The 21,594-nt window shown below is 72.5% G+C and carries 17 protein-coding genes; 11 read left to right on the top strand and 6 right to left on the bottom strand.

From position 1 onward, the window contains the following. Positions 1-10: 10 nt before the first annotated feature. Both ACYVOO_RS24100 and ACYVOO_RS24095 read right to left on the bottom strand, forming a co-directional pair. Positions 11-1,666 (bottom strand): GMC oxidoreductase, encoded by a 1,656-nt coding sequence (locus ACYVOO_RS24100; RefSeq protein ID WP_461017773.1) that lies wholly within the window; start codon positions 1,664-1,666, stop codon positions 11-13. A gap of 166 nt (positions 1,667-1,832) precedes the next feature. Then, positions 1,833-2,711, bottom strand: coding sequence for an alpha/beta fold hydrolase (locus ACYVOO_RS24095; protein ID WP_461017772.1), 879 nt, complete (start codon positions 2,709-2,711; stop codon positions 1,833-1,835). 197 nt (positions 2,712-2,908) lie between these two features. Between ACYVOO_RS24095 and ACYVOO_RS24090 the strand changes: the two genes are divergently transcribed. Both ACYVOO_RS24090 and ACYVOO_RS24085 read left to right on the top strand, forming a co-directional pair. Further along, positions 2,909-5,017, top strand: a complete 2,109-nt coding sequence (locus ACYVOO_RS24090) for an AfsR/SARP family transcriptional regulator (protein ID WP_461017771.1) — start codon at positions 2,909-2,911, stop codon at positions 5,015-5,017. 232 nt (positions 5,018-5,249) lie between these two features. After that, positions 5,250-6,077, top strand: coding sequence for an alpha/beta fold hydrolase (locus ACYVOO_RS24085; RefSeq protein ID WP_461017770.1), 828 nt, complete (start codon positions 5,250-5,252; stop codon positions 6,075-6,077). A gap of 37 nt (positions 6,078-6,114) precedes the next feature. Here the strand turns inward: ACYVOO_RS24085 and ACYVOO_RS24080 are convergent, their stop codons facing one another. Then, entirely contained in the window at positions 6,115-7,326 is a 1,212-nt protein-coding gene (locus ACYVOO_RS24080) for a cytochrome P450 family protein (protein WP_461017769.1), read from the bottom strand. Between the two features lie 178 nt (positions 7,327-7,504). Here ACYVOO_RS24080 and ACYVOO_RS24075 point away from each other — a divergent pair, with 178 nt between their 5' ends. The 5 genes from ACYVOO_RS24075 to ACYVOO_RS24055 all read left to right on the top strand — a co-directional run bounded on the left by ACYVOO_RS24075 (position 7,505) and on the right by ACYVOO_RS24055 (position 12,360). Further along, on the top strand, positions 7,505-8,554 hold the full coding sequence (locus tag ACYVOO_RS24075; RefSeq protein ID WP_461017768.1) for a zinc-binding dehydrogenase: 1,050 nt from the start codon (positions 7,505-7,507) through the stop codon (positions 8,552-8,554). 45 nt (positions 8,555-8,599) lie between these two features. Further along, complete coding sequence (locus tag ACYVOO_RS24070; protein WP_461017767.1) at positions 8,600-9,475, top strand: SDR family oxidoreductase; 876 nt, start codon at positions 8,600-8,602, stop codon at positions 9,473-9,475. Between the two features lie 113 nt (positions 9,476-9,588). Continuing rightward, positions 9,589-10,209, top strand: coding sequence for an L-threonylcarbamoyladenylate synthase (locus tag ACYVOO_RS24065; protein ID WP_453349437.1), 621 nt, complete (start codon positions 9,589-9,591; stop codon positions 10,207-10,209). Positions 10,210-10,399: 190 nt separating this feature from the next. Next, positions 10,400-10,684 carry an EF-hand domain-containing protein gene (locus ACYVOO_RS24060; RefSeq protein ID WP_461017766.1) on the top strand — a complete coding sequence of 95 codons (285 nt, stop codon included), beginning with the start codon at positions 10,400-10,402 and terminating at the stop codon, positions 10,682-10,684. A 209-nt stretch (positions 10,685-10,893) separates the two neighbouring features. Next, positions 10,894-12,360 carry a flavin-containing monooxygenase gene (locus ACYVOO_RS24055; RefSeq protein WP_461017765.1) on the top strand — a complete coding sequence of 489 codons (1,467 nt, stop codon included), beginning with the start codon at positions 10,894-10,896 and terminating at the stop codon, positions 12,358-12,360. Positions 12,361-12,388: 28 nt separating this feature from the next. Here ACYVOO_RS24055 and ACYVOO_RS24050 read toward each other — a convergent pair whose 3' ends face one another. The 3 genes from ACYVOO_RS24050 to ACYVOO_RS24040 all read right to left on the bottom strand — a co-directional run bounded on the left by ACYVOO_RS24050 (position 12,389) and on the right by ACYVOO_RS24040 (position 16,061). Next, entirely contained in the window at positions 12,389-13,516 is a 1,128-nt protein-coding gene (locus tag ACYVOO_RS24050; RefSeq protein ID WP_461017764.1) for a SagB/ThcOx family dehydrogenase, read from the bottom strand. Positions 13,517-13,577: 61 nt separating this feature from the next. Continuing rightward, positions 13,578-15,800: a TOMM precursor leader peptide-binding protein gene (locus ACYVOO_RS24045; RefSeq protein ID WP_461017763.1), complete on the bottom strand. Its 2,223-nt coding sequence runs from the start codon at positions 15,798-15,800 to the stop codon at positions 13,578-13,580. A 141-nt stretch (positions 15,801-15,941) separates the two neighbouring features. Continuing rightward, positions 15,942-16,061: an azolemycin family RiPP peptide gene (locus tag ACYVOO_RS24040; RefSeq protein WP_461017762.1), complete on the bottom strand. Its 120-nt coding sequence runs from the start codon at positions 16,059-16,061 to the stop codon at positions 15,942-15,944. Positions 16,062-16,490: 429 nt separating this feature from the next. On the opposite strand from ACYVOO_RS24040, the gene ACYVOO_RS24035 reads away from it, so the two are divergent. The 4 genes from ACYVOO_RS24035 (at position 16,491) to ACYVOO_RS24020 (ending at position 21,587) form a co-directional block, all read left to right on the top strand. Then, positions 16,491-17,639 carry a serine hydrolase domain-containing protein gene (locus ACYVOO_RS24035; RefSeq protein WP_461017761.1) on the top strand — a complete coding sequence of 383 codons (1,149 nt, stop codon included), beginning with the start codon at positions 16,491-16,493 and terminating at the stop codon, positions 17,637-17,639. A 680-nt stretch (positions 17,640-18,319) separates the two neighbouring features. After that, the gene (locus tag ACYVOO_RS24030; RefSeq protein WP_461017760.1) at positions 18,320-19,342 is read left to right on the top strand and encodes an aminotransferase class I/II-fold pyridoxal phosphate-dependent enzyme; all 1,023 of its coding nucleotides are present in this window, start codon (positions 18,320-18,322) and stop codon (positions 19,340-19,342) included. Positions 19,343-19,344: 2 nt separating this feature from the next. Next, positions 19,345-20,517, top strand: coding sequence for a polyprenyl synthetase family protein (locus ACYVOO_RS24025; RefSeq protein WP_461017759.1), 1,173 nt, complete (start codon positions 19,345-19,347; stop codon positions 20,515-20,517). Beyond that, positions 20,514-21,587, top strand: a complete 1,074-nt coding sequence (locus tag ACYVOO_RS24020; RefSeq protein ID WP_461017758.1) for a UbiA family prenyltransferase — start codon at positions 20,514-20,516, stop codon at positions 21,585-21,587. Before ACYVOO_RS24025 ends, ACYVOO_RS24020 begins: the two co-directional genes overlap by 4 nt. The last annotated feature ends 7 nt before the right edge of the window (positions 21,588-21,594 follow it).

Here is a 21,594-nt window from a genome sequence, read left to right as displayed (position 1 = left end):
CCGTCGAGCGTCACAGGTCGGCGGCGACGATCCGCTCGATGTTGCGCTCGGCCAGCGCCGTGATGGTGACGAACGGGTTGACGCTGGTGTTGCCGGGGATCAGCGCGCCGTCGATGACGTACAGCCCAGGATGGCCGTGCAGACGGCCGTAGTTGTCGGTGGCCTTGCCGAGCACCGCGCCGCCCAGCGGGTGGTACGTGAGGTGGTCGCCCCAGATCTTGTAGGTGCCGAAGAGGTCGGTGCGGTAGATCGTGCCCTCCTTGGCGTTGATCTTGTCGAAGATGGTCTTGGCCATGTCGATGGATGCCTGTTTCCAGGAGGTCTGCCAGTCCAGTTCGGCCTTCCCCGCCGAGGTGTTCCACGAGAACTGGGCGCGGTGCGGGTTCCTGGTGATGGACAGATAGAACGAGGCGTAGGTCTCGATCCCGGTGGGCAGCGGCGCGACCTCGGCGAACGCGCCGCCCGCCGCCCAGTTGTCGATCCCCGCGGTGGGGATGCTCGACTGGAGTCTGCCCGTCGGATCCCACAGGTGGTTCGCCCGGCCGCACATGACGTTGCCGTTGTCGCCCCAGCCCTTGCCGATCTCGCTGTTCAGCCGGGGCAGCGCGCCCGTCGCCCTGAGGCCGACGAGCAGCTTGCTGGTGCCCACGCTGCCCGCTGCGAAGAACACCTTGTCCGCCGTCACGGTCTTGGTCGCCGTGGTGGCGCCGCCGGTGTCGAGCTGGTCGATGACGACGGTGTAGCCGCCGGCGGAGGCCGGGGTGACCGAGGTGACCCTGTGCAGGGGTGAGATGGTGACCCTGCCGGTGTCCCGTGCGCGGGCGAGGTAGGTCTGCTGGAGCGACTTCTTGCCGTGGTTGTTGCCGTACAGGATCTCCCCGTCGAGCGCCGACCGGGGCACGGTGCCCGCGGCCTCCCGCTCCATGTAGTCCCAGTCGTAGACGTCGGGCACGAAGACGAACGGGAAGCCCGAACGCTCCGCGTGTCGACGGCCGACGCGCGCGTACTGGTAGCACTCCGCGCTCTCGAACCAGTCCGGATCGACGGTGCCGACGCCGAGCCCGCTGTTGGCGCGCGGGTAGTAGGTGCCGTACATCTCGCCCGCGTCGACGGAGGGGAGGACGGCGGCGAAGTTCTCGCGCCGGGGTGTGACCGCCATGCCTCCGTTGACCAGCGAACCGCCGCCGACGCCGCGGCCCTGGTAGACCGTGATGCCGCTGAAGTCCTCGGCGTCGAGGATGCCGGTGTAGCGGGGGACGTCCTTGTCGAGGGGGAAGCCGAGGAAGTTGCTCAGGGGCTGCTTGGTCCTGGTGCGCAGCCAGTAGGAGCGCTTGTCGGGCCTGGTGGTGTTGGCGAAGATCTTGCCGTCGGAGCCCGGGGTGTCCCAGGCCATGCCCATCTCGACCATGTGCACCTCGACGCCCGCCTGGGCGAGGCGCAGCGCGGCGACGGAGCCGCCGTAGCCGGTGCCGATCACCAGGACGGGGACGTGGGCCCCTGAGCCGATCGCGGCGGGGGCCGAGGCGGGCGCGGCAGCGGCCCTGGGCTGGGCCACCGCAGGGGGACCGGCCAGGGCCGCGGCTCCCAGAAGGGAACCTGTTCCAGTGATGAATCCGCGGCGCGACAAGCCGTCGGAGCCGATGTCACGAGGAGTGATGTCGTTCATGCGACGTTCCTCACCTTCGGGGGAATGAGGACACGTTCTACTGTTGCTTACCGCTTAAGTCACTACATACCTGGAAGTAATTTCATGTCAGGTTCAGACCTGACAACCGGTCACTGCGCCGATCGCCGGGAGGGCCTCCGGGCCGCCCGGCGATCGGGTCGGGGCCTCAGCGGGCGAGCAGGTCCCGGATGGCAGTGGCGATCTCCGAGGGTGCTTCCTCGGCCATGAAGTGGCCGCTGGTGACGGTGGAGTGCCGCAGATCGGTGGCCCATGCGCGCCACAGCGCGGCGGCGTCGAAGCCGAGCGCGGCGCCCCAGTCCTGCTGGAGCACGGTGACCGGCATGGTCAGGCGGTTGCCCGCGTCGCGGTCGGCCTGGTCGTGCTCGACGTCGATACCGGCGGAGGCCCGGTAGTCGGCGACGATCGAGGGCACGGCGGCGCGGCAGGCGTCCAGATAGGCGGCGCGCACGTCGGCGGGCACGGCGTCCGGGTCGTTGGCCCAGATGTCGAGGAAGTAGCCGAAGAAGGCGTCGGGGGCCCCGGCGATCATTTGCTCGGGCAGGCCTGGCGGCTGCGCCATCAGATACAGGTGGAAGCCGACGGCCGCGCTCGTGCCGTGCATGGCGTCCCACATGTCGAGGGTCGGCAGCACGTCGAGGCTGGCCAGATGTGTGACGGCCCGGGGGTGGTCGAGCGCGGTGCGGAACGCGACGAGGGCGCCGCGATCGTGCCCGGCCAGCGCGAAGCGCTCGTGGCCCAGCGCACGGGCCAGCGCCACGATGTCGGCGGCCATGGTGCGCTTGGAGTAGGTGGCGCTGTCGGCCTCGGCGGGCTTGTCGCTCGCGCCGTAGCCGCGCAGGTCGGGGCAGATGACGGTGTGCTCGGACGCGAGGTCGGCTGCGACGTGCCGCCACATCAGATGGGTCTGCGGAAAGCCGTGCAGCAGGACGACGGGGCTGCCCGTGCCCCCGACGGCCACGTTGAGGGAGACGCCGTCGGCGACGGGGACGCGCCGGTAGTCGAAGCCGGTGAGGACAGGTGTCATGGTGCGGTGTTCCGTTCCTTGGTGGTGCTGGTCCTGTGGGGTGGCCGGGCGGCCGGGTGCCTGGTTGGCCGTGTCGCCGGGGCGATGCGCTCCGACCTGGTGTCCTCAGCCTGCCGGGCGCGGATGAGCATCCGGTCAGCGCGCTATAGCGTGGCCGGGGGCGACGCCCCGGAACGGCCGGAAAGGGTGGTGCGCAGGTGCGGGTCGACTTCGGAGTGCTGGGCCCGGTGACGGCGTGGGACGGTGCCGGGGACACTCTCGATCTGAAGGGGCCGCGGCACCGCGCGGTGCTGGCCAGGCTGGTCGTCGCGCGTCGCCGCGTCGTCCCGGTCGGCAGCCTGGTGGACGACCTGTGGGAGGACCCGCAGCCCGGCGCGGTGAGCGCGCTGCGCACCTTCGTTGCCGCGCTGCGCCGGGCACTGGAACCGGACCGTCCGCCCCGCGCCCCGGCCAGGCTGCTGGTCACCGAGGGGCCGGGGTACGCGCTGCGCGCGGACCCGGGAACGGTGGACGCCTGGCGCTTCGAGCAGGCGGTGGCCGACGCGGCGAAGCTGCCCGCCGAGGACGCGCTCGCGCACCTCGACGAGGCGCTGGGGTGGTGGCGCGGCCCCGCTTACGCCGACTTCGCCGAAGCGGACTGGGCCCGCGCGCCGCGCTCGCGCCTCGCTGAGCTGCGGCTGCACGCCGTCGAGCGGCAGGCAGAGGCCCGGCTGACGCTGGGACTCGCCGCGCAGGCCGCCGCCGATCTGGACGCGCACGTCGCCGAGCACCCCTGGCGTGAGGACGCGTGGCGCCTGCTGGCGCTCGCCCTGTACCGCACAGGGCGTCAGCGCGACGCGCTCGCCGTGCTGCGCCGGGCCCGTACCCTCCTCGCCGAGCAACTGGGCGTCGATCCGGGCCCGGCGCTGCGCCGCCTGGAGGCGGACATCCTCGGCCACGCGGAACACCTCGACCCCGGACACGGGGCCGTGGGCCCCGGCAGCAATACGGATGTGGATACGGGCACGGACACGGGATCGGCCGGTGCTGCGGGCGAGGTGTGGGCGAGCGCAGCCGCCGCGTACGACCGGACCGTGGCCTCAGGCGCCCGCGCGCGCCTGGAGTCGACGGTCGGCCTGCTGCGCAACCTCGCGGTGACCGGTGGCGGCGGTCTCGAGGCGGCACGCCGCCACCGTCTGGCAGCCGTCACAGCGGCGCGGGAACTGGGCGACGTGGAACTGACGGCCCGCGTCATCGGCGCCTACGACGTCCCCGCGATCTGGACCCGCTCCGACGACCCGGACCACGCCGCACGGATCGTGGCCGCCGCCGAGCACACCCTGACGCTGCTTCCGCCCGAGGGGCACGAGGCGGCGCGCGCCCGGCTGCTGGCCACGGTAGCGCTGGAGTCGCGCGGCACCACGGGAGAGCGCGGCCCGCGGGCGGCGCGGCAGGCGGAACGGCTCGCCCGCGGCCTGGAGGACCCGGCGCTGCTCGCCTTCGCCCTCAACGGTGTCTTCATGCAGACCTTCCACCGGGCGGGGCTGGCCCCGGAGCGGGACGCGGTCGGCGCCGAACTGGTGGCGCTCTCGGCGCGGCACGGGCTGGTCACATACGAGGTCCTCGGCCACCTCGTCCGCCTCCAGGCGCGCGGCGCCCTCGCGGACTTCGCCGGCGCCGACGCGCACGCCGCAGCCGCCGACCGGCTGGCGGAGCGTCATGAGCTGCCGCTGGTAGGGGTGTTCACACGGTGGTACGGGGCGCTACGGCTCGCCGAGACCGGAACGGCGCAGCGCGCCGAGGTGGAGTCGGCCTACCGGAACGCCGCCGCGTCCCTGGAGGGCGCGGGCATGCCGGGACTGGAGCGCGGCCTGCTTCCGCTCGCGCTGCTGTGCCTGCGGGTGCGGTACGGGGACGGGGCGGTGGGCCCTGACCTGGACCGTGGCCTGGGCCCGGACCTGGCTTCGGCCCCGACTCCGGCCCCCGCCCCGGGTCCGGCTCCGGATCCCGACTGGGGGCCGTACGAGCCCTGGGTCCGCCCGCTCCTCCTGCTGGCACACGACCGGCGCGACGCGGCGTCGGTGGCGCTGCGCGCCGTACCGGAGCCGCCCCGCGATCTGCTGTACGAGGCCATGTGGTGCCTCGTCGCGCGGGCCGCCGTCGCCACGGGCGAGCGGGGGACGATGGAGCGCGCGCACCACGCGCTCGCCCCCGCGGCGGGGGAACTGGCGGGGGCGGGCAGCGGCCTGCTCACCCTCGGCCCCGTCTCCCGCTACCTGGACGCCCTCACCGCCGCCCTGGGGAAGGCCCCCTCGGGCGGGCCGTGAGCTGCGGCTTCGCTCTCTCTTGCGGGCTTTCGTGCGCTGGCTTAGCTTCGTAGGGAGGCACCCGGCACGGCGAAGGTTCCGGCGCGGGTGGCGTGGCGTGGCGTGACCAACGTGCGCCACCCCGTACGACGCGTCGCATGCTGTGCCGTGTCCGTATCCGTGTGGCGCACGCTGACCCAGGACGGTCCGACGCGTGGCCCCCGGGCGCGTACCCCTGTCTGAGGAGGCGTACATGGCTTTCGTGACCACCCGTGACGGTGTGGAGATCTTCTACAAGGACTGGGGGAGCGGGCCGCCCGTGCTGTTCATCCACGGCTGGCCGCTGAACGCGGACGCGTGGGAGGACCAGATGAAGTGGGTGGCCGAGAACGGCTTCCGCGGCATCGCCCACGACCGCCGGGGCCACGGCCGCTCCGGTCAGCCGTGGGAGGGCTACGACTTCGACACCTTCGCCGACGATCTCGCCGACCTGATCCAGGCACTGGACCTGCGCGACGTGACCCTGGTCGCGCACTCCATGGGCGGCGGCGAGCTGGCCCGGTACATCGGCCGCCACGGAACCGGCAGGGTCCGGAAGGCCGTGCTGCTCTCCGCGATCCCGCCGCTGATGCTCAAGTCCGACACCAATCCCGAGGGTGTACCGGCGGACGTGTTCCAGGGCATCAAGGACGGCATCCTCAGGGAGCGTTCGGAGTTCTGGAAGGACACGGCGGAGGGCTTCTTCAGCGCCAACCGTCCGGGGAACAAGGTGACGCAGGGCAACAAGGACGCTTTCTGGTTCATGGCCATGCACGAGAGCATCAAGGCCGGGGTGGACTGTGTGACGGCGTTCGCGGAGACGGACTTCACCGAGGACCTCAAGAAGTTCGACATCCCCACCCTCGTCGTCCACGGCGACGACGACCAGGTGGTGCCGATCGACGCGACGGGCCGCAAGTCCGCCGAGATCATCCCCGACGCCACCCTCAAGGTCTACGAGGGCGGCTCGCACGGCATCGCCCTCGTGCCGGGTGACAAGGAGAAGTTCAACCGGGACCTCCTGGACTTCCTCAGGAAGTGAGGGAAGTGAGGGAAGCGAGGGGGAAGGTCCCGGTGGGTCAGGAACTCCGGACCGGCAGCGACGTCAACTTGTTGAACAGGAGCGCCGGTTCACGCTCCAGCGACTCGGGCGACGTCGCGAGCCGGAGCCCGGGGAAGCGCTCCACCAGTGCGCGCAGCGTGATCCGGCCCTCCAGCCTGGCCAGCGGCGCGCCGAGGCAGTGGTGGATGCCGTGGCCGAAGGCCAGGTGTCCGCCGTCGTCACGCGCGAGGTCGAGCAGCGCGGGGCCGGCGAAGCGGGCGGGGTCGCGGTTGGCCGCGAGCAGGGACACGATCACGACATCGCCCGCCGGGACCGTCCGGCCCGCTATCTCCACGTCCGCCGCCGCCGTGAGGGGCATCGCCACCTGGACGGGGCTGTCGAACCGCAGCAGTTCCTCCAGCGCTCCGGGCCACTGCCCGGGATCCTCGCGCAGGGAAGCCGTCCACGCAGGGTCCGACAGCAGTGCGAGGGCGCCGTTGGCGATCAGGCTGACGGTCGTGTCGTGCCCGGCGATGAACAGCAACTGCACCATCGAGGTGAGTTCGTCCTCGCTGAGCCGGTCCTCGCCGTCACGGGCCTGGACCAGCGCGGACAGCAGGTCGTCGGCCGGGGTGTGCCGCTTCTCGGCGACGAGGTCGCGGGTGAAGGCGAGCATCTTCCGCGCGGCTGCGGCGTACGTGTCGAACCCGAAGATCCCGCCCGCCAGCAGTGGCCGCATCCAGGTGCGCACATCCTCCCTGGCCTCTTCCGGGATGCCGAGCAGATCGCAGATGACGGTCAGGGGCAGCGGATGCGCCAGCGACTCCATCAGGTCCGCCTCGCCGGTCGCCGCCAACCGCTCGGCCACGTCGTCGAGCAGTGACGTGCACAGTGTCTCGATACCGGGTGCGAGGCGCTCGACCTGACGGCGGGTGAAGGCCGTCGAGACCAGCTTGCGCAGCCGGGTGTGGGTGGGCGGATCGGCCGTGAGCATGTGGTGGTTGAGCCCGGCCGAGGTCTCCGGTTCCAGCTCCGCCACATACGGCGCGTTGTCCGGGCCGCCCTTGACGAGACGGGGATCGGCCAGCGCTGCCCTGGCCTCCGCGTAGCCGGTGATCACCCACGCGGGCACCGTGGTGGGCAGGACCAGCCGGTGCAGTGGGCCCTGCCGGGCCAGTTCGGCGAGCGCGGCGTGCCGTGCGCCGTTGGGCACGGCGGCGAAGGGGTCGTGGTCATGAGTGGTCGTCATGGTGCCGCTGATCGTAGCGCCGCATCCCGCGCTGCTTAGTGCCACGCCGATGAGTTTCCGCGGCGGGGGGTCCGTGCAGGGGGCACGGGGGCACGGAGCGGCGTTGGGCGTCGCTTGACCGATCGGTTTACACTGGTACAGGTATACAGATCGGTTTACTTGCGAGGAGGGTCAAACGATGAACGCGTCCGAGACCATGCGAGCGGTGCGGATCACGGCGCACGGAGGGCCGGAGGTGCTGGAGCTGGCCGAGGTGCCCGTGCCCGTCCCGCAGGCGGGAGAGGTGCTGGTCAGGGTCGGCGCGGTGGCGCTGAACAACACGGACCTGTGGACGAGGGAGGGCGCCTACGGCCGCCCGGAGGACCCGAAGGCGCTGTCGGGCTGGCGTGGCCCCGTCGACTTCCCGCGCATCCAGGGCGCCGACGTGGCCGGCCGGGTCGTGGTGGTCGGCGCCGATGTGGACGTGGGGCTCGTCGGCCGTCGCGTGGTCGTCGACCCGGCGATCTACGACGCCGAGGGGCCGGACGCGAACCCGGTCGGCCTGATGGGGAGCGAGCGCGACGGCGGCTACGCCGAGTATGTGACCGCGCCCGCGCGGCGTGTGCACGACGTGACGGAGTCCCCGCTCACGGACGCGCAGCTCGCGACGCTGCCGACCGCCTACGGCACCGCGCTGGGCATGATCGAGCGGGGCCGGCTGCGGAAGGGGGAGACGGCCCTGGTCTCGGGCGCTTCCGGCGGCGTCGGTGTCGCGCTGACGCAGCTCGCCCGTGCGCGCGGTGCGCGGGTGGTCGCCATCAGCAGCGGCTCCAAGATCGACGCGGTGCGCGAGGCGGGCGCGCACGAGGTCGTCGACCGCGCACGGGACCTCGCCCCACAGCTCCGCGCCGCGGCGCCGGAGGGCATCGACGTCGCGCTCGACGTCGTCGCGGGTGACCTGGTGAGCGAGGGGCTGCCGCTGCTGCGCGAGGGCGGCCGATGGGTCGTGGCCGGAGCGCTCGGCGGGTACGGCATCGCCTTCGACGTGCGCCGTCTCTATCTGCACAACGCGCAGGTCATCGGCTCCGCGATGCACACCCCCACGCACTTCGACCGCCTGATGGACCTGGCGCGTGGGGCCGAGATCCAGCCCGTCGTCGCCGCGACGTTCCCCCTGGAGCAGGCCGCTCAGGCACAGGAGGAACTCGCCCGCAGGGGCCACGTGGGGAAGATCGTCATGCGCCCCTAGGGCGTCGGCGTCGGCGCTGGCGCCGGTGTCGGTGCCGGCTCCGACGTGGTCGCCGTCGTCACCGCGCTCATCGCGGCGGGCCATGCCGTCACCGGCCTGGCGCGCTCGGACACCGCCGCCGCCAGGCTGGAGTCACTGGGGGCCACGCCGCACCGCGGCTCGCTGGACGATCTCGACAGCCTGCGCAGCGGCGCCGAGGCCGCCGACGGCGTGCTGCACATGGCATACGGCGGCGATTTCTCCGACCTCGACGACATGATGAGGCGCGACCGGACCGCGATCGAGACGCTCGGCCGGCCGCTGGAACACTCGGGCAAGCCGTTCGTCGTCACCTCCGGCACCCTGGTCATGCCCGCCGGCCGGGAGGCCACCGAGAAGGACGAGCCCGACGCGGCCGGGATCGCCGCCTTCCGCATCGCGGGTGAGCGCGCGGGCCTGGGGTTCGCCGAGCGGGGAGTGCGCGCGAGCGTGGTCCGCCTCGCGCCCACCGTCCACGGCCCCCAGGACCACGGTTTTGTCCCCATGCTCATCGCCACCGCGCGACGAACAGGCGTCTCGGCCTACGTTGGCGACGGCAGCAACAGGTGGCCCGCGGTGCACCGGCTCGACGCGGCGGCGCTGTTCCGCCTCGCGCTGGAGAAGGCGCCGGCGGGCAGCATGCTGCACGGAGCGGCCGAGAGCGGCGTCACCCTGAAGAGCGTCGCGGAGGTGATCGCCCGCGGCCTGGGCCTGCCCACGGTCTCGCTGACACCCGACGAGGCCGCCACGCACTTCGTCAGCCCGTTCATGGCCACCCTGTACGGCTTCGACGGGCCCGTGTCCAGCTCGTACACCCAGGAGTTGCTGGGCTGGACGCCCACCGGCCCGGCGCTGCTCGACGACCTGGAGCACGGCGACTACCTGACCGCACCGGCACCCTGACGGCCCGCGCGCTCCGGCTTCGTCCGCCTCGCGCCGGATCACAGTGGTGTCGAACCGGGGCGGGACCCGTGCCCCCACCACATGATCGCGCGGGCAGCACCTAAGCTCGGCGGATGGCGAAGTATTTCGACGTGCACCCCGAGAACCCTCAGCGGCGCACCCTCAGCACCGTGGCCGACAGCATCCGCTCGGGGGCGCTCATCGCGTATCCCACGGACTCCTGTTTCGCGCTCGGATGCCAGTTGGGAAGCCGGGACGGCATCGACCGGATCCGGTCGATCCGGAACCTGGACGACCGCCACCACTTCACCCTCATGTGCCAGAACTTCGCGCAGTTGGGCCAGTTCGTGCACGTGGACAACGACGTGTTCCGTGCGGTGAAGGCCGCCACGCCCGGCAGCTACACCTTCATCCTCCCCGCGACGAAGGAGGTGCCGCGCAAGCTGTGGCACCCGAAGAAGAAGACGGTCGGGGTCCGCATCCCCGATCACGGCGTCACCCAGGCACTGCTCGCCGAACTCGGCGAGCCCCTGCTCTCCAGCACGCTGCTCCTCCCCGACGAGGAGGAACCCCTCACCCAGGGCTGGGAGATCAAGGAGCGGCTCGATCACGTGGTCGACGCCGTACTGGATTCGGGTGACTGCGGTACCGAGCCGACCACGGTCGTCGACTTCTCCAGCGGTGAGGCCGAGATCGTGCGCAGGGGGGCGGGGGACCCCGCACGCTTCGAGTAACGGCCGCGAGCGGCTTCGGGCGGCGGCCCGGCGGTGTGCTCCGGCGCCGGGCCGTCGTCGGTGCCCCTGCGTGACGCACGGTGGTGGATCGGTTACGTTTGGTGCCCGCATGTGCGAGCACGTGCTCGCACATGGAAGTAACCAGCACGCGTCCAACCCCTGCCCGTCGGCGGGGGCGATGGGAGAAAACATGCAGACTCGCACCGCTGTCATCGCGACCGCCCTCGCGGCGGCAGGTGTCCTCGGCGCCACGGGCAGCGCCCTCGCCGAGACCGGCCACGCGAGTGCCCCGCCCACGTTCCACCAGATGGACACGAACAAGAGCGGCACCATCAGTGAGCCGGAGCTGCGGGCCGGCGCGCAGGCCCAGGGTGTCTCCAGGGCCGACGTCCACAAGGCGTTCAGGATGGTGGACACCAACTCGGACGGACAGATCTCGAAGCAGGAGTTCGTCAAGGGTTCGCGCAAGGGCTGACGGCGGAGAACGGGCCGACGGGGGGCCTGCCTCCTCGCGAGTCCCCGGCGAGGGCGCGGCCCTCGCCGGGGACTTCTCCATGCCCGGGGGCTCGCGGCGTGACGCGCTCTTCGCGGCGGTGGGAGGGTGGTGGCGGGCGCGAGGGAGAGCGGAGCGGTACCGCTGTGGAGGCGTGCGCGGCCGGGCCGCCGGACGACGGGAGCGCGGACGTGAAAGTGATCATCGTCGGAGCGGGCTTCGGCGGCATCGCCGCCGCGATCGAACTGCGACGCCACGGGTTCGACGAGCTGACCCTGCTGGAGGCGGCCCCGGAACCGGGCGGGACCTGGCACTACAACCGCTACCCCGGAGCGGCCTGCGACGTGCCCAGCCACTTCTACTCCTACTCCTACGCACAGCGCCCCGACTGGTCGCGGCTGTGCTCCCCGCAGCCGGAGATCCTGGAGTATCTGCGGGGTGTCGCCGCCGAGTTCGGCGTCGACCGCTCGGTCGTGACGGGGATGGAGGTGACCTCGTGCCACTGGGACGAGGACGCGTGCCGGTGGACGGTGCACGCCCGGGACGCGGCGGGGGAGCGGCACACCTGGCACGGGGAAGCCCTCGTGCTGGCGACGGGCCAGCTCAACCAGCCCGCCGTGCCCGCACTCCCGGGCCGGGCGGCCTTCGAGGGGCACAGCTTCCACTCGGCGCGCTGGGACCACGGCTACGACCTGCGGGACAAACGGGTCGCGGTCGTCGGCACCGGCGCGAGCGCGGTCCAGTTCGTCCCCGAGATCGCCTCCCGGGTAAGCCGCCTGACGGTGTTTCAGCGCACGGGCAACTGGTTCCTGCCGCTGAGCAACGGTCCGTATCCGAGGACGGTCAGGGCGCTGCTGCGCCGGGTGCCAGGTCTGCGGGCCGTGTGGCGGGCCGTCCTCTTCTCCGCCATGGAACTGCTGACGGCCGCGATCCGGCATCCGGGCACCCTGGGACGGTTCGCCGGAGCGCTGGCGGGTGCCTTCATGCGACGGCAGCTACGCGACCCGGAGGTGCGGCGCAAGGCATGGCCCACGTACCCCTTCGGCTGCAAGCGGGTGCTCTTCAGCTCCACGTTCCTGCCCGCGCTGCAAGGCGAGAACGTGGAGCTGGTCACGGCACCCATCACCGGCATGTCGCCGCGCGGCCCGGTGACGGCCGACGGACGTACGCACGAGGTGGACTGCGTCATCTACGCCACCGGGTTCAGGACGAACGACTTCATGCTCCCCATGGAGATCACCGGAACCGGGGGCAGGAGCCTCCGCGAGGCGTGGGCGCGCGGCCCACGGGCCCATCTGGGCATCACGGTGCCGGGCTTTCCCTCGATGTTCCTCATGTACGGGCCGAACACCAACACCTCGGGCGGCTCCATCATCTTCTTCCTCCAGGCCCAGGCCCGCTATCTGTGCCAGGCGCTGCGGCGCGTCCGCACCCACCGGGCCGCGGCCATCGAGGTGCGCGCCGAAGCGGAGGCCGCGGACGTCCTCGCGGTACGGCGCCGCTTCGACGGCACGGCATGGCTGCGGTGCGACTCCTGGTACCGGGACGCGGCGGGCCGCAACGTCGCCAACTGGCCCGGCTACATGCGGGAGTACGCCGCGCGCACCCGCACCCTGGACCCCGCCGACTTCCGCCTGCTGAGGGGGAACCGCGGCTGACCCGCTCGGGCGCTTCCCGTCCCGTGTCTCAGCCGTCCGCCTCCGGCGCGGGCACCGGGACCGACGGGGAGGGGGACGGCAGGCCGAGCGCGAGGTTGCCGACGTGCAGGACGTCGTGCTCGTCGGGCGGGAGGAACGGAGCCGTCGGCGGCGCCTCCATCCGGCCCGTCAGACAGGAGGCGAGACCGAGATCCGTGGCGGCCAGGCACATGGTCTGCATCAGGCAACCGGTGTCGCGGTAGATGAGGCTGAGGGCCATGCCCTCGTACTTCCAGCCGGTGCGCGCGGCGCGTGAGGTGAGGTACAGCCCGGCCGGGGGTGGTGCTGCCATGAGTGCCGGAGTGGTGAGCACACGGTCCTGGAGGTCCGAGAGGTTGTCCGACCAGGGGGAGAGCCGGTGCAGGGCGTGCGCGAACGGGTCGTAGTGATAGGCGCCGGAGTCCAGTCCGCCCACGTCGCGGGCGAGGAGATAGACCTCCAGGCTGTGCCGTCCGCCGCCGGAGGGGGCGGCGCGCTGCGTCTGCTCGTACGCGCGGGGCGGCAGATAGCCGCGCACACGCGCCGACCTGTCCAGCACTGCCGCGACGAGCGCGAGAGGCACCGGTTCCGGCGCGAACTCGCGTACGCTGCGCCGCTGTTCCAGCACCCGCGACAGCGGACGGCTCGGCGGCCCCGGGTCCTCAGGAAGGGGCACCGTGGCCGTGGTGCCGGGGTGGCGCAGGCGCGCGGGCGGAGGGGGCCCCTGCCGTGCGTGGGGCACGGGGCCACGGGCCGCCTGCGCGTGGGCGGCGAGTTCGTACCGGGTCAGGCCCGAGCCGCGGCCCCGTACCGGCGCGCCGTCCCCTTCCTCCCCTTCCTTCTCGTGCTCCTTGTCGCAGCGCTGGACGATGCCCGCGGCGGCGAGCCTGACCAGCAGTTTCCGTGTCCCCTCCACGCCCGCTGTGTCCCCTGTGTCCTCCGCGTCCTCGGCGCCCTGCCACCTCGCGTGCGCCTCCTCGGCGCTGAGCGGCCCGTCGAGATGGTGCAGGAGATCGACGAGCGGGGCCTTGGCGGAGAACTTGCGCCACCGCAGGCAGTCCACGAGGACCGCGCCCGCGTCCTCGTCCCACTCCAGCAGGAGGTCGGGGTTGCGTCGGTAGAGAGGTCGGCCGGTCATGGAAGCGGACCCAATCGTCGGTGAGGTGGGGCGGGGTGCGGTGACGTGACGTGACGTGCCGTCAGAGGAAGGGCAGTGGGAGGGGGTTCAGCTCGTCCTCGGTGAGGGCGCGCTCGCGCACCCCCATGTCGAGCGGCGCCTGCCGCACACGTGGGCCGCCGCGCCGGTGGAAGTCGCTGCGCAGCGTGATGGGGCACAGCCCCGGCACCAGCGTGCGCACCACGGATACCCCGCACTCCGCCACGTCGATGGGTGTGATGTCGACGCTGACGGGCTCGTAACCCCGTGCGTCGAGGCGTCGCACCGCCTCGTCGATGTCGGCGCGGAAGCCCTCCGAGGGCCTGGCCTCCGCGACGGGGCGCAGCGGGCCGTCCTCCCAGAACGCCAGATGGCGGAAGCGCTCCGGAGCCCAGTAGTACAGGCTGAAGTCCCTGAGCGAGTCCAGCAGATCGTCAGGGCCTGGGATGCGCGCACCCGCGTCGAGCTGTGCGCACCAGGTGCGGGTCCCGGCGCGCCCCAGGCACGCCTCCTCCAGCGCCCCCAGCAGCGCCGCGCGCGGATCGAGGTCGGCCCGCGCGGAGTGCACGACGACCGGCCGCTCGCGGGTGCCCTCCACGAGGCGGACGCCGACGACAGGGACGCCGAGGTCCGTCGTCAGGTCCTTGCACGTGAGCTGCACGCCCTCGGAGCGCAGCCGCTGGACGATCCGCCGCTCCGGGCCCTCCTCCAGCCCCTCCAGGTCCAGGGTGGGCAGGACGAGCCTGTTCTCCCAGAACACCACCGTCGCGTCCCGCTCCAGCACCTCCAGCAGACCGGCGAGCACGGCGTGGTGGTAGCCGCTGCCCGCGGCGAGCCCCGTCGAGATGGGGTCGAACCACGCCTTGTGGCCGCGGGGGAAGCGGTAGGGGAGATAGACCGCGCAGGCCGGTACGTAGCGGGTGCGGCCGGTGGTGAGGGAGCGGCCGGGCACCCAGTCGATCTCGGTGTCCGGCACGAAGGGCCCGTAGCGGGTGTGGGCCGCGTACTCCTTGTCGGAGCCCAGCGGCAGGGTGCGCGGATCGATGGCCTCGTCGCCCAGCGAAGCGAACGTGGCGCGGACGAGCCGCGCCGGGTCGTAGACACCGGCCGCGTAGCGTTCCATGGTCTCGCCGACCGCGCAGACCCGCGCCAGTACGGGGTCGCCCTTCACGGCGCCGCCGCGCGCCTCGGCGGAGACGGGGGAGAACCACTTCGTGGCCGTGCGGCCCGCGGTGCGCGCGTACGTCGTACCGCCCGGCGCCTCGGTTTCGTCGACGCGCAGCTCCAGCACCAGTCCGGTCAGCGGATCGACGGCGCCCCGCATGCGCTCCCAGCTCTCGCGCACGTCCACACCGTCGGTACCGGTGTCATCGGCGGGGGTGTCACGTCCCCGCCCGCCCTCCGGTGGTGGGACGGTGTGCACGGTGTGCGAGGAGCAGGCGGGGCAGCCCGGGGTGTGGAAGGTGGCGTGCTGGACGCGCTCCAGCGAGCGGTGGTCCACCTCGGTGAGCACGGCGGAGTCCGGCGCGGGCCCCGGGCCCCCGAGCGTGAGCACCTCGTGGGCCAGCAGCCCGGCGGCGACGGTGGCTGTGGGCCACGCGTCGTCGTGTGCCGCGCCCATCAGCGCGTCCAGCGGGAGACCGGCCACCGCCTGCCAGGTGTGGTTGGCGCGGATACGGCGCACGAGACACAGCGGACAGGCCGTGTGCGGGGGCCGGAGGGTGGCGAACAGCAGCCGTGACGGGGTGCTCAGATGCACCACCAGAGGCATGTTCCGTTCGATGGCCGTCCGCGTCCACCGTACGAGTGCGGGCTCCGGTGCTGAGAGCGGCAGTACGGCGGCATCGGTGGGGGCGGTGGCGGCGGTGGCGGCGGCTTCGGTGGCGGTGGTGGTTTCCCTCCGCCGGTCCGCGCCGCCGTTCCCGCCGGGGTCCTCGCGCACCGTGCGGAGCCCGGCCCGTGACAGGAGTGCCGCGACGTGGTCCCCGAGCGGTCCGTCTGCCACGGTCACGGTGCCGGGAGGCGCCGGCCGGTCGTAGAGCGGGTGCGACAGGCCCTCTTCACCGTCCCGGACGAGACCGCGCCGGCGCAGGCCCTCCAGCACATGTTCCGGCAGGGCGTCGAGGGGCACCGCGTCGCTGTCCCCCGCCGCGCCCGTGGTGGCGACGCGGAAGGTGCCCGTGCTGGTGCAGACGTACAGATGGTCCCCGCGCCGGACGAGCCGTACGTCGCTGCGGGGCGTCGTGCGTGCGGGCGGCGGAGCCACCGCGGGAGCGTGGGGAGAACTCACGTGCTGCTGCCTGCTTTCCTGGGAGCGGGGGCGAGTGGGAAGAGGGGGAGGCGGGACGGGCCGGTGGCGGGAGCGTCCCCGGCCCCGCTTCGCGCGGAGCCGGGGACGCCTGGTGGGCTATTCGCCTTCTGTCTCGCTGTCAGCAGCCGCTGCCGCGCTCAGACAGGAGTGCCCGGCGAATGTCTCCTCGGCCTCCGGAATGGTCATTTCCTCGAACAGGTCGTCGCTCTCGGACATACCGTCCTCCTTTTTGTTTTCAACTATGGTGAGCCGCCGACGAATTGATTCGGTCACCGCTGTCGGCGCGTTTCCATTGCGCGTTGTCGCTGGACAGAGCGTCAAGACGCCCAGGAAGCAGTGCACCCGAAAAGGGTGACGGGCCTCGCAGGTGCATTCTTGTCTCGTACGTGCGCAGCAGAAAAAGGCGGACCGGACGGGCGGTTTCCCCGGTGTTTTCCCTCTTTTGGGTACTTCCCCTTCCCGGGGTATTTCCGGTGTGGAGAAGGTGAACCGGTGCCTCTCGTCGCGGCAGGGGGTTAACCCCACCGCCGATCCGGACGGCCGCACCATCGCGCCGGTTCGTTCTCCGCGGAGATCGTGGGACAGCGATGCGGGGCGGACACCGCGCTCCCTCGCACGAGAGCCTTCACGACCGAGGGAGCACACGTGACCAAGCACAAGCGCGCACTGAACGGCGCACTCGCACTCTTGCTCGCGCTGGCCGCGGCGACCGGTGTCGCGGCGGGCGCACCGAAGGACGACGACGCGGCCGGTCACGCGCGGTTGCGCGCGCTCCTGCACCGGCTGACCACCGTCGACGGCGGGCCCGGAGCGCTCCTGGAGATGCGGGACCGGCGCGGCAGCACGGTGCTGACCAGCGGCGTCGCGGACTTACGGCGCCACACACCCGTGCACCCCGACAGCAGGTTCCGGATCGGCAGCATGACCAAGACGTTCGTGGCCACGGTCGTGCTCCAGTTGGTGGGAGAGCGCCGGATCGCCCTCGACGCGCCGGTGGAGCGCTACCTCCCCGGCGTCGTGCGCGGACACGGCAACGACGGCCGGAAGATCACGGTCCGTCAACTGCTCCAGCACACCAGCGGCCTGCCCGACATCCTCGACCACCTCAACCCGCTGAAGGTCATCGAGGACCCGTTCACGCACTACGACACCCGTGACCTCGTGAACATCGCGCTCGCCCACCCCCCGACCTTCAAGCCGGGCACCGACTGGAGCTACTCCAGCACGGGCTATCTGCTGGCCGGAATGATCATCGAGAGCGTGACGGGCCACTCGTACGGCGACGAGATCCGCCGACGTGTCATCGAACCGCTGGACCTGCGCGAGACCTATGTGCCGGGAGACGCCACGTCGATCCCCGGACCGAACCCGCGCGGGTACGCGCGCCCTGACGCGGAAGCACCGCCCGTGGACATCACCGCGTTCAACCCCACCGTCGCGAACGCGGGCGGCGAGATGATCTCCAGCGGTGGCGATGTCAACCGCTTCCTGGACGCGTTGGTGCGCGGCAAGCTCCTCCGGCAGGGCCAGCTCCGGGAGATGATGCGGACCCGGCCGACCGGCAACCCCGACGGCCGCGCGTACGGCCTCGGCCTGGAGAGCAGGCCGCTTCCCTGCGGCGGCCGCTACTGGGGGCACACCGGCGACGTCCTCGGGTTCGAGACGGCGGGCGGCGCCACGACCGACGGCAGGCAGGCGACGGCCATGGTGAACCTCGACCCGGGCGGTTCGGACGCACAGAGCGCCGACATGAAGGCCGCCGTGCAGACAGCGCTTTGCGAGGGGCGCGGCTAGGAGCCCGCGGCGGGCATTCTCCCGGGGAGAATTCCGGCGCCTTGAACTCCCCGTCCCGCGCGCCGCACCAGGATTCCCGGGGAATGCGCCGACGGGTGAGTGAGGCGAAATGCCTGATGGTTCCGTTCGCTCTTCCGCGCGGGATGCGGAGTCGACGTCGCACGAAGAGCGCGACAACCCATGACGCCTTTACCGGAACCGGGCACGGAACGGGCGCAGAAAACCGGGAAGCGGAGTGAACCGCCCATCCCGCGGGCGCTCCCAGGGCCCGGTGCGACGGTGTGACTCCGCCTTCCGTTCCGGGGCCCTGAGCGGCGCTCCGGGCAGGGGAGAGCCTGCTGGTCACCGGGCGGCAGGAGGGGTCGGCGCGACTCGCAGGATTCCGGTTGCCCGGAAACATGCCTCCCGTCCGCATGGTCGGCGGGAATCTGGGAAGCGATCAGAATTTGCCCGCGCGGCAGGTGATTACGCGGTCTTGGCTTGCCCCACAAGAATGTGATCGACTCCTGGCCACGCGAAGTGGTGCGGGGTTATCGTCCTGCTTGGCGTACGGAATCCACATGGGTGATCGCGTTTAGCGTCCCGTGCCCTGCCGGGTTTCCGTGCTGTTTCGCAGGGGCTACCGTCCGGAAAGAATCCGTGGTGGAGGGCAAGTGCCAGATTCAAGCGGGTGGAACCGAATGCGGCCGGATATCGCGCCGGGCGCCGCCGTGCACGAGATGTCGTTGAACGAGACGTACCATCCGCCGCTCCCGGCCGTGGTCGAGGCCGTCAGAGAGACCGCCACACGGTCCCACCGGACGCTGGACGCGCTCGGCTTCGGACTGTCGGCGGCCATCGGCGAGCACCTCGGCGTGCCCGCGCGGGACGTCCTCGTCGGACCCGGCTCCGGCGCGCTGCTCCAGCAACTGTTCAGCGCCCTCACCGGACCCGGCACCCACACCGTGCACGCCTGGCCGTCGTGGGAGGCGTACCCGATGATGGCGGCCAACGCCTCGTCCTCGGTCGTGCGCGTCCCGCTCAAGGACGAGCGCCACGATCTGGACGCCATGGCCGACGCCGTCACCGACGACACCCGCATGGTGCTGGTCTGCAACCCCAACAACCCGACGGGCACGGCAGTGGGGCCCGGCGCGGTCGAGGAGTTCCTGCGGCGGCTGCCCGACCACGTCACCGTCGTGCTGGACGAGGCGTACCGCGACTTCGCCACCGAAGGGTCCGTCCCCGACGGCATCGAGCTGTACCGCGAGGATCCGCGGGTGTGCGTCGTGCGCACCTTCTCCAAGTCGTACGGTCTGCTGAGCCTGCGCGTCGGCTATCTCGTCGGGCACCCCTCGCTGCTCGATCCGCTGCGCCCGCTCCAGATGTTCGTGCGGGTGAGCGCTCCGGCCCAGGCCGCTGCCGTCGCCGCCCTCGCGCACAGCGCCGAGATACGCGAGCAGTGCCGCGAGACCGCCGCCGAACGCGAACGGCTGCACCGCGTCCTGACGGAACAGGGGTGGGTCTCGGCGCACAGCGAGGCCAACTTCGTGTGGCTGCCGCTGGAGAAGGGCGTCGAGGAGTTCACGCAGCACTGCGCCGACCGGGGCGTGGTGGTGTGCGGGAAACCGGGCGAGGGCGTGCGGGTCACCATCGCCGAACGCGCGGCGAACGACGCGTTCGCCGCGCTCGCCGCCGACTACCGCGCCTCCCTGGACCGGTGACCATGCGATCAGCGAGAGCAGCGCGATCGGCGCGGGAGGGCATCGCGCCGACCCCGTCACCCCCGATACCGGCCCCTTCGGCACCCTCCGCCCCGGCCGCGCTCGCCGACCCCGTACCGGACGGTCCAGCCCCGGCCGACCCGCTGGAGCGCACGCTCACACTGCTGCGCGAGGAGCTGGAGCGCCGATGTCCGGCCGACGCCACCGGCGTGGACGCGATGAGCCGCTCCGCGCTGCTGCCGCCCGGCAAGCTGCTGCGCCCGCTGCTGTTCACCGAGTCGGCCGCGGCGCTCGGCCTGCCCCGCGCGCACGCGCTGGGCCCCGCACTGGGCATCGAGTCCCTGCACAGCGGCTCCCTCGTCCACGACGACGTGATCGACGGCGACGAACTGCGCCGGGGCCGCCCGACCGTGGTGGCCAGGCACGGTGTGCCGAACGCCATCGTGACGGGCGACGCCCTCATCATCGACGCGTTCCGCGCGGTGGCCGGGGACTCCGATGACGCCGGGAACGCGGACGGCACCGGTCGCGCCGCCGACGTCGACACCGCCGACGTCGACCACCCGGTCCCCGACGACCGCAGGCTCGCCGTCGTACGGGTGCTCGCCGAGGCCGGCGTGGACCTGTGCCGCGGACAGGCGCTGGAGGACGAACTGCGCGCCTGGCCCGGCTGCGGACTTGAGCGGTACCTGAAGATGATCGCGCTGAAGACCGGCGCCCTCTTCCGCGCCGCCTGCGTGGGCGGCGCCCTCCTCGCGGGCGGCCCGCCGACGGCGCGGGAGGCGCTGCGCCGGTACGCCGAACACCTGGGCAGGGCCTTCCAGATGGCCGACGACCTGCTCCCGTACCTCAGCGACGACACCACCAGCGGCAAGCCCGTGCTCAGCGACCTCGCCAACAGCCGCCCGACGCTGCCGGTGCTGCTCTGCTGGCAGTGGGCCGACGAGCGGGACCGGCGGCGGCTGACGGAGGCACTCGACGGCACCGTGCCGCCCGAGGAGGCGCTGCGCACCGTGCGCACGCTGCTGACCGCGACCGGCGCGCTGGAACTGGCCCGCGCCGACGCGCTGGCCGAGTCCGCGCGGGCCAAGGCCGCGCTGCTGGACCTGCCCGCAGGAGAGGCCAGGAGCGCGCTGGCCGCCGTGGCCGATCTGGCAGCGGACCGGAACCTGTGAGGGCGCGTCACGGCGCGGCCGTACGCGCCCACTTGGAGACCTGGCGCCCCTACACCCTGGCCTACCCCGGCCTGCTCGGGCTCGCGGGCGCGGCCTGCGGCGGCGGCGCCGTCACCGGAGAAGGTGTGGTCGCGGCGTGGCTGTGCCCCACGCTCGGCTGGCTGGGCGGGCACTATCTCGGCGACTACTTCGACCGCGAACTGGACGCCATCGGCAAGCCGCAGCGCCCCATACCCTCGGGGCGGCTGAGCGCGGGGACAGCGCGCGCGTGCGGCGTCGGCGCCGTGCTCCTCGCCGCGCTGATCGTCCTCGGCGTCAACTGGCCCGTCGTCGGCTTCGTCGTGCTGGCGCTGGCGGGGATCGTCGCCTACAGCCGTGTGCTGAAGGGCCGGGGCATCCTCGGCAACGGCGTACGGGGGCTGCTGAGCGCCCTGGCCGTGCTGTTCGGCGCCGCGGTGACCGTGCCGCCCGGCCACCTGCCCTCGTGGGGGGTGCTGCTCGTGGCCCTCGCCTTCCTCCCGCACGACACGGCGTCCAACCTCGTCGGCACCCTCCGCGACGTGGAAGGGGACCGGGCGGGCGGCTATCTGACGCTGCCGGTACGGCACGGGCTCGGGCACGCCGTACGGGTGGCCTCGGCGCTCTACGTGCTCGCCCTCGCCGCGGGCACGTGCCACCTCGTGCTCGCAGCGCACCCCGTCGCCGCCGCGACGCTGCTGGCACTCGCCGCCGTGGCCGGGGCGTGCGCGCTGGTGCCCCTGCTGCGCTCGGCGGCGCCGACACCACGGGCCGCGCTGCGCGCACACGAGGTACTGGTGGGGGAGCGGCTGGTGCTCGCCGCGGCGTTCACCGCGGCCGGCTGGGGCGCGTTGCCCGCGCTCTGCCTGCTCGTACCCGTGCTGGCCGTCAGCCTCCTGACGCAGCGTCACATGCGGGCGCGGCACGAGTTCCCTGACCCGGTGGACGGCGACCGCGAGGACGCCACCGCACCGCCCACCACACCGCCCACCACCTCGCCAGCGTCACCCCCGCGCCTGGGCACGCCCCGCACCGCGCAACCGGAAGGATGACCCCGCC

The sequence above is a fragment of the Streptomyces daliensis genome (assembly GCF_054782395.1).
This window is presented reverse-complemented; position numbering and strand designations above follow the sequence as displayed.

What these genes read in the sequence shown, in the direction of transcription:
- ACYVOO_RS24050 (WP_461017764.1), bottom strand. Translation starts at nt 13,516, where the DNA reads ATGACCGGCCGACCTCTCTACCGACGCAACCCCGACCTCCTGCTGGAG.
- ACYVOO_RS24085 (WP_461017770.1), top strand. Translation starts at nt 5,250, where the DNA reads ATGGCTTTCGTGACCACCCGTGACGGTGTGGAGATCTTCTACAAGGAC.
- ACYVOO_RS24025 (WP_461017759.1), top strand. Translation starts at nt 19,345, where the DNA reads ATGCGATCAGCGAGAGCAGCGCGATCGGCGCGGGAGGGCATCGCGCCG.
- ACYVOO_RS24080 (WP_461017769.1), bottom strand. Translation starts at nt 7,326, where the DNA reads ATGACGACCACTCATGACCACGACCCCTTCGCCGCCGTGCCCAACGGC.
- ACYVOO_RS24100 (WP_461017773.1), bottom strand. Translation starts at nt 1,666, where the DNA reads ATGAACGACATCACTCCTCGTGACATCGGCTCCGACGGCTTGTCGCGC.
- ACYVOO_RS24060 (WP_461017766.1), top strand. Translation starts at nt 10,400, where the DNA reads ATGCAGACTCGCACCGCTGTCATCGCGACCGCCCTCGCGGCGGCAGGT.
- ACYVOO_RS24030 (WP_461017760.1), top strand. Translation starts at nt 18,320, where the DNA reads ATGCGGCCGGATATCGCGCCGGGCGCCGCCGTGCACGAGATGTCGTTG.
- ACYVOO_RS24095 (WP_461017772.1), bottom strand. Translation starts at nt 2,711, where the DNA reads ATGACACCTGTCCTCACCGGCTTCGACTACCGGCGCGTCCCCGTCGCC.
- ACYVOO_RS24075 (WP_461017768.1), top strand. Translation starts at nt 7,505, where the DNA reads ATGAACGCGTCCGAGACCATGCGAGCGGTGCGGATCACGGCGCACGGA.
- ACYVOO_RS24040 (WP_461017762.1), bottom strand. Translation starts at nt 16,061, where the DNA reads ATGTCCGAGAGCGACGACCTGTTCGAGGAAATGACCATTCCGGAGGCC.
- ACYVOO_RS24065 (WP_453349437.1), top strand. Translation starts at nt 9,589, where the DNA reads ATGGCGAAGTATTTCGACGTGCACCCCGAGAACCCTCAGCGGCGCACC.